Here is a 14,240-nt window from a genome sequence, read left to right as displayed (position 1 = left end):
TAGAGAAACTTTACAAGTACAATAATATATATGAATATTTATATATTCAAATATTTTTCACGAAAAAATTAAAATAATTAATTGAAAAGTTCAATAATAACTCTACTGACGTTTTTAAGTCTGTTTTCATATGGTCAGATCTCCTTTGAGGGAAGTGGCTCACAGGTCGATTCACTTAATACACCTAGTGGTCAGAACTATCTGATGTTGAATCCATTCAAACAAGCAATAGCCTATACTGAAGAGAAAGGAGGGCTCCCTCAAAGCGATGAGGTTTTCAATTCAATTGAAAAAAATATTGGTGGACAATCCTGGGAGGTGTTGGTCTTTCCTGACTGGTTAGGAGAGAAGGGGATGGTCAGCCCCATTGGTTTTAGTCCCTTTGGAGTTTTTTATAGCGAGGTGATCCTTGACAAGGGAATCTACCAGGGCAAAGTCAAATTTGTATCTGAGGGCAAGGTGGAAGAATTGAGCATCCCGTATTTGAAGAACAAAGCACCTGTTCAAAGCGGCTGCCTCTCTAAAGATGGAAAATATATGATCTTGAGCATGGAATCCAATAATACGTATGGAGTGGAGGATTTGTATGTGGTGAAAAAGAAAGCCGACGGAACGTGGGATCGTCCTAAGAACTTGGGATTCCAATTGAATACAGAGTCCCAGGAGGTGACCCCTTTTTTGGCAGAGGATAACCGAACGCTCTTTTTTGCAACGAATAGAAGAGGTGGTCAAGGGAGCTTTGATTTGTTTTATAGCGTGCGACAAGACGATTCGTGGAGAAACTGGAGTGAGCCGGTGAACCTGGGTCCGCAGGTCAACACAACGGGTTCAGAGACTTCTTTTGGCTATCTGGATGGATCGGAGTGGGCATACTACATCAGCTCGCAGGATAGTGACGGATATGGTGATATCATGAAGATCAGATTTCAAGAGGAGATAGAGGAAGATACTACGGTTGTTGAAGAACCCGTTATTGCTATTATTGAAGAAAAGGAGGAGCCAAAATCGGAGATCCTTCTGAAAGTCGTAGATGCGAAAACTGGGGAGAGTTTACCTGCCGAGATGATTACAAGTGTAGAGACTAAAATTGGTGCGAACGGACAGTTTGTGATTGACTCCTTGACCGGAGAAGAAGTGGAGATAAAATCTGCAGGTTACCTCCCTAAAATGATCATGCTGGATGAGCAATTGAATGTGGGTGAAAATATAATCACCCTTTCTTCGATTTCGAAAGGAAGTGTAGTCGTCTTGGATCATGTGCTTTTTCATCGCAGCACGGCCAACATGATTGAGGGCTCACAAAAGGAGTTGAACCTGGTCGTGGAAGTAATGAATGACAATCCCAATATTAAAATCCTTCTAAAAGGGCATACCGACAATACCGGAGATCCGGTGAAGAATGTTCAACTCTCGGAGGAGCGCGTGAAGACAGTGAAAGAATACATCATTGCTCAGGGCATTAGTCCCTACCGGGTGACTGGTAGAGGGTATGGTGGTAATGAGCCAATCGCCAGCAATGAAACCGAAGAAACTCGTAAGCTGAATCGAAGGGTAGAGTTTGAGGTGGTGGAGGATTAACCCACCACCCCCGTATGAAACAATGCATCCCCCCGATTCACCACAGGGTTATTGTTCACGCTCAGCACATAGCAGTCGTGCGTGGCTTTGATCTTCTTTTCATATTCGCCATAAGGGTCAGAGATCACACCAAGCACTTCCCCCTTTTTCACCAGCTGGCCGTTTCTGGCCTGGGCGTAGTGCAGGCCAGCCCTATTGGCCCTGCTCCAGCTCGACTTGCTGATTGTAATGGGGGTTTTGTTTGGTTCAGGCGCATCCTCAATCATGCCAAGATGCTTCATCACTCGCTTCATTCCGGCAAGGCCCTCATCAATGGCAGGTTTTCTAAGTTTGAGCGACTCCCCGGCCTCATACACCAGAATACTTTTCCCGAGCTTCCCGGCTTCTTTTCTGAGCGATTTGTCCCTGAAAGGTGAGTTGATGATAAAGGGTGAGGCAAATGCATTGGCCAGTGCTTCATTTTTTGGATCGTCCAGCATGGCTCGTACCTGCGGATAATTGTTGATCAGCTTTCCTCCCGTATGAAAATCGATCCCATAATCCACATGAGGGATCACCTCATGCATCATGAAGTGTGCAAACTGGCTGGCAAGTGATCCATTTTGCGATCCGGGGAATGAACGGTTTACGTCTTTGCCATCCGGTACTTCACGGCTAAAATTAATGAACCCGAATACGTTAAAAACTGGCATCAGGATCACCCGCCCGGCATTCACCTGGTAGAGCTTTTTGGTGATCACCCGCCGCATGATTTCCACACCATTGATTTCATCGCCGTGCATGCCGGCCATAAGTAGCAGTGTGGGGCCTTCGTTTTTAGATTCATATGAAAAAATAGGTATTTCTATGACCGTACCTGAAGGGAGGCGTGCGGTTGGGATATTCTGCCTGTGCAGCGTTTCCTTTTTTAAGTCAAATTCCATTCTAGCGAGATTTTATTTCTTTATCAATGGTGACAATGAGATTATCTATTTCATTCTTGACTTGTCTATAGCTGCTGAGCGCAAACCAATGCTCAAATCGTGCAATATCTAGTCTGACAACTAGCTCGTCATCTTTTAGCCACTCTGCCGATCGTATTTTTGGGACTGGCACCTCACCCGAGGTAATCGGGTAGCTTTTATAGTATGTAGTGGCCACCCATTCGAAATCATCAAAGAGCTGGTTGGCTGCATAATTTGATTCATACTTAATGAGGACCTGGTAATAGAAATCATAGAGTCGCTGTGTCCCAATTCGGATGCTATCATTCGAAATCAGATCCACACCTTTTGATTTTAGGGTCTCGAAGGCGCTAGTTTGAGGGAGAAATAGATAGTCTCTAAAAATCCTAAAGAACATCTCTCCGAGTTGATCCTCATAAGGATCCTCCCAATTTTTAATAGAGTCAATAAGCTTAATGGCATTTTCATGACCATACGTATTCCCACTTAGGTCGATCAGATCCAACTCAAGGTTCGATTTAATTTCGCGAAGGACTTTGAGTTCAGCGTCTTCAGTTTTTTCCACTTCCCTCATGGCATTGAGCTGATAGGCCAGCACAATACCTATCGTGATCACCACTACTTCTATGAGTACCTGGAGCGGATCAATTCTTCGTTGTTTTGCCATGCACTAAAAATAGTGAAAGTAGCATTCATTATATTGCCGCATCAACGCAATTCCTATGCTTAACGATAAGAAAGTTATCAATGCCTGGTGCATGTACGATTGGGCCAATTCGGTCTACTCGCTCACCATTACCTCTGCCATTTTCCCCATTTACTTCCAAAGCGTAGCAGTCAATGCAAGTGGCGGTGATCGGATAAGTTTTTTTGGCATGGAGGTGGTCAATTCGGTTTTGTATTCCTACGCGCTCTCTGCATCGTTTCTCCTGGTGGCCATTATCCTCCCCATCCTTTCAGGGATTGCGGATTATGCGGGCAAGAAGAAATTCTTTTTGAAACTTTTCATGTTCATTGGGTCATTTTCTTGCATTGGGCTTTTCTTTTTCACCGGTGAAAATATAGAATGGGGGATCATTTGCTCAGCACTGGCAAGCGTGGGCTACTCTGGCAGCCTGGTTTTCTACGATGCGTTTTTAAATGAAATCGTAACTGAAGATAAGCGGGATATCGTTAGCGCCAGGGGATATGCCTACGGCTATATTGGCGGGGTTGTGCTGCTGGTGATAAACCTGGTGACCATCGAAATGCACGGTACGTTTGGGCTGGCCGATGCAGGTGTTGCATCGCGCATTTCATTCCTTACTGTGGGTGTTTGGTGGATAGGGTTTTCGCTCTACGCTATCTCCAAGCTCCCTGAAAATCCACATGGCAGGAAGCCGGAAGGCCACTACCTGGTGAATGGATATAAGGAGCTGAGAAAAGTATGGAGACAGCTAAAGGACATGGACGGAATGAGGAAATTTCTTTTGGCGTTTTTCTTCTACAATATGGGTGTGCAGACGGTGATGTACCTGGCTGCTACCTTCGGCTCTAAGGAGTTAAAAATGGAAGCTTCCAAGCTGATCATGACGGTGCTGATTATCCAGTTTGTGGCTGTTGCAGGAGCCTATCTTTTTGCTCACCTTTCTAAAAAGCAGGGAAATATCCGTGCCATTTCGATCCAGATTGGAATCTGGATACTGTGCTGTTTTGGGGCTTATTTTGTAAATCAGGAATGGGAATTTTTTGCATTGGCGGCAGTAGTTGGCCTGGTAATGGGTGGGATTCAGGCACTTTCCCGTGCCACTTTTTCCAAGATTATGCCAAAGGACACGGTAGATACGGCCTCTTTCTTCAGCTTTTATGATGTGACTTACAACCTCTCAATCGTCTTCGGGACGTTCGTGTATGGCTATATTGAACAAGTAACCGGAAGTATGCGGAATAGCACATTGGCGCTAGCTACATTCTTTATTTTGGGGTTCATTTTCTTATCTCAGGTCAGATTGAAAAATGCAGCCACTCAAGCTTCCTGAGTTTGACTACCAGATCGAGGACAACAGGATTTTTTGTATTGTCAGGAAAAAATGGGTGGTTTTGACCCCCGAAGAGTGGGTGCGCCAGCATTTCTTAAATCTTCTTTTTGCCCATCTGGGTTATCCAAAAGGGATGACCAAACTGGAGCACAGTCTCAAGTATTTCAAAAACCAGAAGCGATCTGATATTACCATCCTTGATAAAGATGGAGGCGTTTTTTTATTGGTAGAGTGCAAGGCACCATCAGTAAAGCTGGCTCAAAAAGTGGTAAGTCAGGTGGCGGAGTACAACAAAGTGCTGGACGCCAAATATCTGGCTATTACCAATGGCATGAGCCATTTCATTTGGACAAAAGTGGAAGGACGTTTACACCAGATCAAAGAGTTTCCCTTTTATCAATCTTAATCTCTTAGGCAAATGAAGGTTTCAAAAAGGATTTATAAGGTTAAACAGAATCAGGCGACAGGGGCATTACTTGTAGCCATCTTATCGCTTCTTATACTCCTTTTTCACGCGTACAAAATATTCTTCAAAGGCGAACCTTTTGATCTGATTGAATGGATCGGATGGATTGTTATACTGCCGGTTATGCTTCTGATTTGGAGAAGGAGAGAGAAAAAATTTAAAGAGTTGAAAATTGATGATTGACCAGGGATGATCAAATCCGCTTAAATTCCCTATTTTTACATATCTGCTGAAGCTTTGAAAGACAAACCACCCATTAAACTCAAAGCAGATGAAAAACTTATTGGATCGTATCCCACCATTTTTTAAAAATTTTTATTTTCTATCAACCTTATTTTTTATAGTCTGGCTTGCATTTATTGACAGCAATGATCTGTTTCTACAGACTCAGCTATCAGGAAAGAAAGCTGAACTAGAGGAAGCGCGTCAGTTTTATCAGGACAAAATCCTGCAGGTAAAAAATGATCAGGCGGCTTTAAATAACAATCCTGACCTGCTGGAAAAAATGGCCCGTGAGAAGTATCTCATGAAAAAACCAAACGAGGATCTCTTCATTGTCGTAAAAGAGGACTAATGAAATCATTTCTCTCTTTTGTTTTCCTAGTCAGTGTATTTATCCTCACAGCGCAAGACAAATTTGGCGATCGAATTTACTTTGGGGGTGGAGGAGGTTTTAGCACCGGTTCTAATCAAACCAACATTAGCATTTTTCCACAAGTCGGCTACAAAATCACGGATCGGTATTCGGCTGGTATAGGCATCACCTATCAGTATGTGAAAATCAAGCAACCAAGCTTCAAACTTTCAAACTATGGATGGAGCGTTTTCAATCGATTCAATGTAACAAATCAGTTCTTCGCATACGCGGAATTTGAACGATTGAATTTTGAATATCCTATTTCTACAGAACGAACAGAGCGATCATCATTCAATAGCCTCTTGGTCGGAGCAGGGTATTCTGAGCAGCTTGGTGGCAGAGCCTCATTCAGCATCATGGCATTGTACAACGTGCTTTATGACGAAAGCGAAATCCCAAGACCCTACAACAGTCCCTGGGTAATTCGCGCGGGAGTCGGTGTTGGGATTTTTTAATTCGCCGAGATGTCGATCTCCATTTCCAGCAGCTGGCTGTAGTCATTGGCCATTTCCCGCATTTCCTTATCCTCACGATCGTGATACCAGTGAACAGATGGTTTGACGCCTTTGCTAAACTTGATGGTTCTGAGCAAATCAAGCAGCGTCTTAGCAGCCATTGTATTGAACGTTCCCAACTTAATGTTCAGGTCGGTATAGTCAAAGTTTAGCAGGTTTTGCTTCATCTCATTGACCACAGATGCATAGACCGTAATGTCTCTGCAAATGGAGGTGCCGGAAATCAGCGCCGATTTTGTTTTGGAATCCATCATCACCGCAGGCGAGGTGGTGGTGGCTTTGCGGAAATAATCCATATGATTAGGGTTTAGGGTGTACCTTAATAACTGCGGTAAAGAGGCGGGGTTCCTGCAAATAGCCTAGTGCGTGCTCCTCATCGGTGAAAACCGGAAATGATTCGGCGAGTCATTTTTTTGGATCGGTCACTTTTATGGAGCGGATCATGCGATTGAATGCCTGAGATACAGCCTGATCTTCAGGCAGAGACTGAACGGTGACGATCAGGAATCGCTGACCAAATGTGTAGAAAACATAGGTCGCTGATAGTTCGTTGGAATTGTTCTCTTGATATTTCGCATCCTGTCCTGCGATCTTTTTGGGATAAGGCGTTAGATTTTCCGGAGGTGTTTCGGGTTGACTTTCCACCAATGGAAATTCACCAAATGGCTCAGCATCTTCAAAGTAGGTGATGGAAAAATAAGTGCGGGAGGAATCAGCAGCAGAGGGACTTACTTTCACCACTAGGCCATCATCAAACACCTGCCAGTCTTTCGGCTTTTTGAAGCTGAAGCTCAGATCGGGATCATTGAAGGTGATGCGCTGAGAGAAAGAAATAAGAGTATGGGAAAGAAATGCTAAAAATAAAAACTGTCGCATGGTCGATGTTTTATTTCAGCTTAATTCCAAACTTCTTGCCAAGTTCTTCTAAATCCACCACCACCGGATCGAGTAAGTCAATTCCATTCTTCAGCCGCTCTTCCGTCATCTCTCTTTCCGGATCACCGGGGATCAGCACTTTTTCGCCAGGGTTCACGGTCTCTGACGCCCTGAACCGCTCGATCCAGTTGTCCATGTGCGACTTAAATTCCTCCCCATCACGAAAAGCATCTATGCGCATGGCACCAAAAAAATGACCAAGACCTTGACCCACCGGATTTGGGGCAGGGTCAATGAATGCAACAAACGGAGGAACCCAGGGACCATAGTTGGCACCTGACAATACAGCGGAAAGGATATCCACCACGGCACCCAGCGCATAGCCTTTGTGAGACCCATGCTCCCTGTCGCCACCTAGGGGGCGCATGGAGCCACCCTTTACCAGTCCCTTTGCATCCGTGGTGATGTGGCCTTCTTTATCCTGCAACCAGCCTGCCGGGGCGTTCAGTCCTTTGCGCTGAAGCACTTCCAGTTTGCCATTGGCTGCCGTAGTAGTGGCCATATCCAACACAAACGGCGGTTGATTTTTAGTAGGGATGGCAATGGAGATCGGGTTGGTGCCAAGCAGCCTTTCTTTAGAAAATGTAGGGGAGACCAGCGGACTGGCATTCGTGAGTGAGATGCCAATGCAATCTTCCTCCAGTGCCATCATGGCGTGATAGCCGGCGATACCGTAGTGATTGGAATTTTTTACCGCTACCCAGCCCGTGCCTACATTCTTTGCTTTTTCGATGGCAAGGTTCATTGCATGAGGCCCTACTACAAGTCCCAGCCCAAGATCACCATCGACCACAGCGGTAGACGGGGTTTCATGCACGGTTTTGACTTGAGGGGTGGCATTTAGCCGTTTTTTCTCATGCAGACGGATGTAGCCGGAGAGCCTGGCCACCCCGTGCGAATCCACACCTCTAAGATCGGCACTAACTAAAACATCGGCTGCCTGCTGAGCTTCCTGCTCAGGACAACCGATGCTGATGAATATTTCTTTTGAAAATCTGGTTAGTTCTTCCGCTGAAAAAATCATGCGGCGAAATTACTCATTTAGCTCCGCTATGATCTGGTTGAAAACCAAAATTAGGTTTCTGGCCACTTCGATATCAGCGAGGCTCAGCTCAAATCCATCCTGATAGTTTTCAATTTCGCCATCCTTGTAGTACTTGATGATGTCCTCTTTGAATTTTGTTTCAAATGAGACGGCCAGGGTTTTGCTTCCAATTTTATACTGGATGCTCTTGGGATTGATGTCTGTGAAGTTAAACTCGAAGATCTCTTCCTGTCCGCCCTTTGAATCAACTTCCAGCTTGGTGAGCTTAATTTTATCAGGATCTGCATTGTCAATCCGCTCAAAAGTTTGGGTGATGGTTTCGTCATCTATCCGAACTTCCTGCACATTATCTGTCAGCCAGGCCACCTTTTGCTCAAGACTCATGTCCGCAAAGGGATCCACATAGTCACGCTCACAGATTTTGATCAGGTCTTCCAATGCAGCTTTGATCCTACGAGCTACCTCTACATTCTCAGCATAGATCTTTAACTCATCATCATACCCGTCAAACGCATCGTTTTCGTACATCTTCAGCAGATCCAGAGACTCCTTTGTGGTAAACTCGACAAACATGCGATCGGAAGAAACATCGTAATCAATCAGGTTGGCATTGATATCAATGAGGTTGAAATTGGCTGTAAGTTTAGTGGTAGATTTAGCATTAGACTCTATCTGGTTAAACTTCACAAGGCAGTTTCCTTCGATTGCCTGCTCCACGGACTCATCCCCATAGTTGATGTTTTGGGTAAACTTGGCCAAATAGTCGAAAGCTGTCTGCATGGACTCGAATTTCTGAATGGAGGCTTCCACTTTGTCCTCCGCAAGCGGTACCACTCTGGTCAGGATGTTTTTCAGATCCCTTGCTTCTTCCACATTATTGGTGAAGATCTCAATCTCATCATCGAAACCGTCTGGTGCTCCGTTTGTAAGCACTTTTATCACTTTTTGCTTGCGCTTGGTTTCAAAGTCCAATGAAAAACTGGAGCCTGAGATATTGAATTTCAGGCTGTTGATATTGATATCGGCCAAATTGAATATGTACTGCTTTTCTTCTGAAGATTTGGATGTGACCACCGTCTGGATAAACCGCACACTTGCGGGAAAGTCTTCCTGAGCTACCATTTGCTGATTGTAGCTTTTTCCGGTACTTTCTGCATTCACAATGTTTGCTTCCAGCCAGTCTTCCATTTCGGGATAAGTCTCCACCTGGAGTTTGTTGGTCATGATTTTCTCTGCCAATGGGATCGCCTTCTTGATGAGGTCTTTGAGGATTCGGGCATTGTCAATGTTTTTAGTGACCATGAGCATATTTTCCTCATAGCCTTTGGCCTCACCGTTTTCGTATTCCTTGATGAATTTCTGTCCATTATCCACCGTGAGGCTTAGATAGATGATGTCATTCTTGGTTTCTTCCCTCACCACATAGGGGTCGAGATCGGCCACATTGAATTCATAGATCATCTCCTCCCTATTACCTTTATCATCTACTTCCACCAGGGTATACTTTAATACCGAATAGCTAAGAAGCTCAATTTCGTGGGTATAGGTTTCACCCCCTGTTTGAACTTCAAGGAGATTGGATTGAAGTTCAGCAACAATACTCTCAAATTCAGATTGCTGGCTGTATGAAACGAAGGAAAAGATTATTAAAAGAATTCCGAATAAATACTTCATTTTAATGATGGTTGGGTTTGAAACTCAAAAGTTAAGAAGATGTGGGTGTTTCCCAATACCTATTTGGAGGTATTTATATCAGCTTGCAAAGAATCCAACACATTATAAAGGATGCCTTCCTTAAGTGCAAAAGCTGATATGCGGATGTGATTGAGGTCAAGTTTTCCGATGAGATAGTCAATGAGTACGCAAGCCACCACGATCATATCCACCCTCATTTCTATCATCCCGGGGATGGCCAGCCGCTCTTCACGGGTTTTGGTAATGAGATCCTGAAAAATGCTCTCGAATGCCTCTTTTCCAAATGGGAGCTCCGTGGCATCATCATCTCGCTCAATGTGATTTTTTTCACAGTAGATATCGCTCAGGGTGTCAAATGTGCCTGAGCAGCCCACCAAAGTGTGCGGCTTGAATTCCGCACAGGCATCCATCAATGGCTGAAGTTGAGATTCGAAAAACGTGTGGAGATTTGCAATCTCCTCCGAGGTAATTGGGTCTGATTTGTGGAATCGCTCCACCAGCCGCTGACCACCCACCTCAAAGCTCCTGAGCCAATGAGATTGCTTCCGGTCAGCAATGATAAATTCGATACTGCCCCCTCCAATATCCATGATCAGATTCTTATCATCACCAAAATCAAGTGCTTTGCTGGCTCCAAGGTGAATAAGCTCAGCTTCCCTCGTTCCCGAGATCACCTCAATTTCAATCCCCGTTTGTTTCTTTATTTCAGCTACGAGTGCCTGACCATTGCTGGCATTTCTGATTGCACTGGTGGCAGTGGCAAAGACCTTATCAATGTTTCCCTTATCAATAGTGGCCTTAAACTCATTGAGCGCTTTCAGAGCCCGGTCCCAGGCAGCTTGGGTGATCTCACCCTGGTTAATGCCCTTTTCTCCAATCTTTACCGCTTTGCGTTCACGATACAACATTTCATGAGAATCCCGATCCACTCTGGCAATGAGCAGGTGGAAGGTATTGGTGCCAAGATCTATTACTGCGACTCTCATAAACAGGCCGCAATATAGCAAATTGGATTTGAGTGCTTTTGGATTTGACCAATAGGACCAATAGATAAATCACTAATTCCACATTGTCCAATGGTCACCTTATCTTTGGCGTTTTGCAATCGAGATATGAGTACAGAGAAACCAAAAACCGCAACCAACATACAATCCATCGCAGAAAAAACAGCGCGACTGGAATCCATGAATGAAGAGGCGCTGAAGGGTGGAGGTGAAGACCGAATTGCCAAGCAACATGAGAAAGGAAAGTTGACCGCACGCGAGCGAATTGATCTTCTTTTGGACGAAGGTTCTTTTCAGGAAATAGGAAAGTTTGTGACTCATCGCGCTACTGATTTCGGGATGGACGAGCAGAAGATTTTGGGTGATGGTGTGGTGACAGGATATGGAACGATCGACGGTCGATTGGTTTATGTATTCAGCCAGGACTTCACCGTTTTTGGTGGGTCGCTTTCAGAGACCTTTGCCGAGAAGATTGTAAAGATCATGGACATGGCCATGAAAAATGGTGCGCCGGTAATTGGACTCAATGACTCTGGTGGAGCGCGGATCCAGGAAGGTGTTGTTTCACTTGGTGGCTATGCAGATATTTTCTACCGAAATACGTTGGCTTCTGGGGTTGTACCTCAGATTTCTGCTATCCTCGGTCCATGCGCCGGTGGCGCTGTTTATTCACCGGCCATCACGGATTTCATTTTCATGGTGGAGCAGAGCAGCTACATGTTCGTGACCGGGCCAAACGTGGTAAAAACGGTGACTCAGGAAGAGGTAACAAGCGAAGAATTGGGAGGCGCGCAAACGCATGCCACAAAAAGTGGAGTGACTCATTTTGCCTGTGCAAATGAGGCTGAGTGTATCCGCCAGATCAAACAACTGATGAGCTACATCCCTTCCAACTGTGAGGAGGAGCCACCCAGGCTGGAATATGAAGTTGGAGACGAGACTAGAAAGGAACTTGATGGTATTTTGCCAGACAATCCAAACCAACCCTACGATATGCATGATGTGATCAATGGAATCATTGATTCGGGTAGTTTCTTAGAGGTGCATAAAGATTTTGCTGAGAATATCATCTGTGGGTTTGGAAGATTGGCAGGGAGAAGCATCGGGATAGTGGCCAACCAGCCCATGAGTATGGCAGGGGTATTGGATATTCATTCAAGTACTAAAGGCGGTCGCTTTGTTCGTTTCTGTGACGCATTTAATGTGCCTTTGCTGGTTTTGGTAGATGTACCGGGATTCTTACCGGGTACCGATCAGGAATGGAACGGTATAATCACCAACGGAGCAAAACTTCTGTATGCATTTAGTGAGGCGACAGTCCCACGAATCTCGGTGATTACCCGTAAGGCTTATGGTGGTGCCTATGATGTGATGAACTCCAAGCACATTGGTGCTGACATGAACTACGCATGGCCTACGGCTGAGATTGCCGTGATGGGAGCACAAGGAGCATCTGAGATTATTTTCAGAAAGGAGATTCAAAAAGCAGATGATCCCAATGCGAAACTTCAGGAGAAAATCAATGAGTACACTGAGAAATTTGCAAATCCGTATATCGCAGCATCACGTGGATTTGTGGACGAGGTAATCATGCCGCACAATACCAGAACAAAACTTATTCATGCGTTCTCGATGTTAGAGAACAAAGTGGATAAATTACCCAGAAAGAAGCACGGAAATATTCCTCTTTAAGCTACAAGGCTAAAGCGACAAGCGGCAAGAATGAGAAATTTTAAAGAGTTACTGATCTGGCAAAAAAGGAATGGAGATTTGATAATTGAAGAACAAAAAATGTTGTCTGGATTCCTCAAGAAACTTGTAGCTTGAACCTTATGGCTGGCCTATGTCTTGAGGCTTGAAACTTAAAACTTAAAACTTGATACCTAAAAATATGGATAAGAAGAGCAGAGATTTCCTTTTCAAATACCTCAATAATGCTGCGCCTACAGGCTTTGAGATGGAGGGTCAAAAAATATGGTTGGATTACATCAAACCGTATGTAGACGATTATGTGGTGGATACCTATGGAAGCGTTTATGGGGTGGTAAATCCGGATGCGAAGTACAAAGTAGTGATTGAAGCGCATGCCGATGAGATCAGCTGGTTTGTGAATTATATCACTGATAAAGGATATATCTATGTGGTTAGAAATGGTGGCTCTGATCACCAGATTGCACCGTCTATGCGTGTGAATCTTCATACCAAAAAAGGAATTGTGAAGGGAATATTTGGCTGGCCGGCTATCCATGTGAGAAAAGAAAAAGAGGACGCCCCAACCTTGAAAAATATTTGCATTGACGTTGGAGCGGAGAGCAAAGAGGAGGTCGAGAAAATGGGCATCCATGTCGGTACAGTTGCTACCTTTCAGGACGAGCTCTTCGAGATGAATAAGAAATACTTTGTCGGCCGGGCGCTTGACAACAGAGCAGGAGGATTCATGATTGCCGAGGTGGTGAGGAGGATTTCTGAAAACAAAGTGAAGTTGCCTTTTGGCCTTTATGTGGTGAATTCTGTGCAAGAGGAAATTGGTCTGAGAGGGGCAGAAATGATTTCCCGAAGGATCAAGCCGGATGTGGCCATCGTCACCGATGTGACGCATGATACGCAATCTCCCATGTATGACAAGATCACCAGCGGAGACATGGCTGCTGGTAAGGGACCTGCTATTACGTATGGTCCGGCTGTGCAAAACAATGTGCGCGATATGATCATCAAAGTGGCTGAGAAGAACAAAATTCCATATCAACGAATGGCGGCTTCCAGAACTACAGGAACTGATACAGACGCGTTTGCCTATTCTGACATTGGAGTGGCATCTGCACTTATTTCCCTTCCCTTGAAATACATGCATACCACGGTTGAAACCGTGCATAGCGAAGATGTAGAGAACGTGATCCGACTGATCTACGAAACCGTGATTCAAATCAAAACCGGACAGGACTTCACATACTTCAAATGATGAGATTACTTTCACTCGTATTTGTGTTACTGCTTGCCTGCTCGGAAGCAGAAAAACCGCTGGCTGGCAAGTGGTATACTTATGCGGAGAGTGGCGATTATATGGAGCTTTGGCTGGGTGAAGACAAGGCGATGAGCTACCTGAGCGGGATTGATCAGTTCTTGCTTTATGACCTTGAAAGAGAGGGTAAAACACTCAGATTTTCCCTGATAGAAAGCAGAATTATTGATGAACACAATTTCCATCTGGAGATAACCAAGTCGGATGGGGAGCTTTTCCAGGCCACCTTCATTGGTGACAACAAAGTCGATTCATTGAAGACGTATTTTTTGCTAGATGCTGAAGTGCCAGCCATCAAGGGAAGTTTGGAAGGAAATCAGTCACTCATGAATGAAATGTTCGAGAGGCTGGAAAGTGGCTCTCATGCTGGACATGGGCATTAG

Annotated in this window: 15 protein-coding genes; 8 read left to right on the top strand and 7 right to left on the bottom strand. The window is 44.7% G+C overall.

Translation table 11 applies throughout. The features are described from left to right. Window positions 1-81: 81 nt before the first annotated feature. Complete coding sequence (locus tag RLN88_RS00645) at window positions 82-1,578, top strand: OmpA family protein (protein ID WP_350219442.1); 1,497 nt, start codon at window positions 82-84, stop codon at window positions 1,576-1,578. Here the strand turns inward: RLN88_RS00645 and RLN88_RS00640 are convergent. Together RLN88_RS00640 and RLN88_RS00635 are read right to left on the bottom strand one after the other, a co-directional pair. Beyond that, window positions 1,575-2,501: a succinylglutamate desuccinylase/aspartoacylase family protein gene (locus RLN88_RS00640; protein ID WP_350219441.1), complete on the bottom strand. Its 927-nt coding sequence runs from the start codon at window positions 2,499-2,501 to the stop codon at window positions 1,575-1,577. The two genes, RLN88_RS00645 and RLN88_RS00640, sit on opposite strands and share 4 nt — an antisense overlap. Before the next feature lies 1 nt (window position 2,502). Beyond that, on the bottom strand, window positions 2,503-3,189 hold the full coding sequence (locus tag RLN88_RS00635; RefSeq protein ID WP_350219440.1) for a DUF6090 family protein: 687 nt from the start codon (window positions 3,187-3,189) through the stop codon (window positions 2,503-2,505). A gap of 55 nt (window positions 3,190-3,244) precedes the next feature. Here RLN88_RS00635 and RLN88_RS00630 point away from each other — a divergent pair, with 55 nt between their 5' ends. From RLN88_RS00630 to RLN88_RS00615, 4 genes are all read left to right on the top strand, one after another. Beyond that, complete coding sequence (locus RLN88_RS00630) at window positions 3,245-4,540, top strand: MFS transporter (RefSeq protein WP_350219439.1); 1,296 nt, start codon at window positions 3,245-3,247, stop codon at window positions 4,538-4,540. Beyond that, window positions 4,518-4,946, top strand: a complete 429-nt coding sequence (locus RLN88_RS00625) for a type I restriction enzyme HsdR N-terminal domain-containing protein (RefSeq protein WP_350219438.1) — start codon at window positions 4,518-4,520, stop codon at window positions 4,944-4,946. The genes RLN88_RS00630 and RLN88_RS00625 overlap by 23 nt, the downstream gene beginning before the upstream one ends. Window positions 4,947-5,277: 331 nt before the next feature. Further along, complete coding sequence (locus RLN88_RS00620; RefSeq protein WP_350219437.1) at window positions 5,278-5,580, top strand: FtsB family cell division protein; 303 nt, start codon at window positions 5,278-5,280, stop codon at window positions 5,578-5,580. Continuing rightward, on the top strand, window positions 5,580-6,098 hold the full coding sequence (locus RLN88_RS00615; RefSeq protein WP_350219436.1) for a hypothetical protein: 519 nt from the start codon (window positions 5,580-5,582) through the stop codon (window positions 6,096-6,098). Before RLN88_RS00620 ends, RLN88_RS00615 begins: the two co-directional genes overlap by 1 nt. On the opposite strand, the gene RLN88_RS00610 is transcribed toward RLN88_RS00615, so the two are convergent. From RLN88_RS00610 to RLN88_RS00590, 5 genes are all read right to left on the bottom strand, one after another. Next, complete coding sequence (locus tag RLN88_RS00610) at window positions 6,095-6,454, bottom strand: SiaC family regulatory phosphoprotein (protein WP_350219435.1); 360 nt, start codon at window positions 6,452-6,454, stop codon at window positions 6,095-6,097. The genes RLN88_RS00615 and RLN88_RS00610 overlap by 4 nt on opposite strands. Window positions 6,455-6,563: 109 nt before the next feature. After that, window positions 6,564-7,034 carry a hypothetical protein gene (locus RLN88_RS00605; RefSeq protein WP_350219434.1) on the bottom strand — a complete coding sequence of 157 codons (471 nt, stop codon included), beginning with the start codon at window positions 7,032-7,034 and terminating at the stop codon, window positions 6,564-6,566. A gap of 10 nt (window positions 7,035-7,044) precedes the next feature. Further along, window positions 7,045-8,118, bottom strand: coding sequence for an Ldh family oxidoreductase (locus RLN88_RS00600; protein ID WP_350219433.1), 1,074 nt, complete (start codon window positions 8,116-8,118; stop codon window positions 7,045-7,047). A 9-nt stretch (window positions 8,119-8,127) separates the two neighbouring features. Continuing rightward, window positions 8,128-9,813 carry a hypothetical protein gene (locus tag RLN88_RS00595; protein ID WP_350219432.1) on the bottom strand — a complete coding sequence of 562 codons (1,686 nt, stop codon included), beginning with the start codon at window positions 9,811-9,813 and terminating at the stop codon, window positions 8,128-8,130. Window positions 9,814-9,872: 59 nt separating this feature from the next. After that, window positions 9,873-10,820 (bottom strand): Ppx/GppA phosphatase family protein, encoded by a 948-nt coding sequence (locus tag RLN88_RS00590; RefSeq protein WP_350219431.1) that lies wholly within the window; start codon window positions 10,818-10,820, stop codon window positions 9,873-9,875. 198 nt (window positions 10,821-11,018) lie between these two features. Here RLN88_RS00590 and RLN88_RS00585 point away from each other — a divergent pair, with 198 nt between their 5' ends. The 3 genes from RLN88_RS00585 to RLN88_RS00575 all read left to right on the top strand — a co-directional run bounded on the left by RLN88_RS00585 (window position 11,019) and on the right by RLN88_RS00575 (window position 14,240). Then, window positions 11,019-12,530 (top strand): acyl-CoA carboxylase subunit beta, encoded by a 1,512-nt coding sequence (locus RLN88_RS00585; protein WP_350219476.1) that lies wholly within the window; start codon window positions 11,019-11,021, stop codon window positions 12,528-12,530. A 199-nt stretch (window positions 12,531-12,729) separates the two neighbouring features. Continuing rightward, complete coding sequence (locus RLN88_RS00580; protein WP_350219430.1) at window positions 12,730-13,797, top strand: M42 family metallopeptidase; 1,068 nt, start codon at window positions 12,730-12,732, stop codon at window positions 13,795-13,797. After that, window positions 13,794-14,240 (top strand): hypothetical protein, encoded by a 447-nt coding sequence (locus RLN88_RS00575; RefSeq protein WP_350219429.1) that lies wholly within the window; start codon window positions 13,794-13,796, stop codon window positions 14,238-14,240. Before RLN88_RS00580 ends, RLN88_RS00575 begins: the two co-directional genes overlap by 4 nt.

Source organism: Ekhidna sp. (assembly GCF_040223195.1).
GTDB lineage: Bacteria > Bacteroidota > Bacteroidia > Cytophagales > Cyclobacteriaceae > Ekhidna.
Note: the sequence above shows the minus strand (reverse complement) of the source record. Positions and strands in the feature narration are given on the sequence as shown.

Bases quoted from the DNA above. Each gene is read 5' to 3' on its own strand.
- RLN88_RS00640 (WP_350219441.1), bottom strand. From the start codon at position 2,501: ATGGAATTTGACTTAAAAAAGGAAACGCTGCACAGGCAGAATATCCCA.
- RLN88_RS00635 (WP_350219440.1), bottom strand. From the start codon at position 3,189: ATGGCAAAACAACGAAGAATTGATCCGCTCCAGGTACTCATAGAAGTA.
- RLN88_RS00630 (WP_350219439.1), top strand. From the start codon at position 3,245: ATGCTTAACGATAAGAAAGTTATCAATGCCTGGTGCATGTACGATTGG.
- RLN88_RS00625 (WP_350219438.1), top strand. From the start codon at position 4,518: ATGCAGCCACTCAAGCTTCCTGAGTTTGACTACCAGATCGAGGACAAC.
- RLN88_RS00620 (WP_350219437.1), top strand. From the start codon at position 5,278: ATGAAAAACTTATTGGATCGTATCCCACCATTTTTTAAAAATTTTTAT.
- RLN88_RS00615 (WP_350219436.1), top strand. From the start codon at position 5,580: ATGAAATCATTTCTCTCTTTTGTTTTCCTAGTCAGTGTATTTATCCTC.
- RLN88_RS00610 (WP_350219435.1), bottom strand. From the start codon at position 6,454: ATGGATTATTTCCGCAAAGCCACCACCACCTCGCCTGCGGTGATGATG.
- RLN88_RS00605 (WP_350219434.1), bottom strand. From the start codon at position 7,034: ATGCGACAGTTTTTATTTTTAGCATTTCTTTCCCATACTCTTATTTCT.
- RLN88_RS00600 (WP_350219433.1), bottom strand. From the start codon at position 8,118: ATGATTTTTTCAGCGGAAGAACTAACCAGATTTTCAAAAGAAATATTC.
- RLN88_RS00595 (WP_350219432.1), bottom strand. From the start codon at position 9,813: ATGAAGTATTTATTCGGAATTCTTTTAATAATCTTTTCCTTCGTTTCA.
- RLN88_RS00590 (WP_350219431.1), bottom strand. From the start codon at position 10,820: ATGAGAGTCGCAGTAATAGATCTTGGCACCAATACCTTCCACCTGCTC.
- RLN88_RS00585 (WP_350219476.1), top strand. From the start codon at position 11,019: ATGAATGAAGAGGCGCTGAAGGGTGGAGGTGAAGACCGAATTGCCAAG.
- RLN88_RS00580 (WP_350219430.1), top strand. From the start codon at position 12,730: ATGGATAAGAAGAGCAGAGATTTCCTTTTCAAATACCTCAATAATGCT.
- RLN88_RS00575 (WP_350219429.1), top strand. From the start codon at position 13,794: ATGATGAGATTACTTTCACTCGTATTTGTGTTACTGCTTGCCTGCTCG.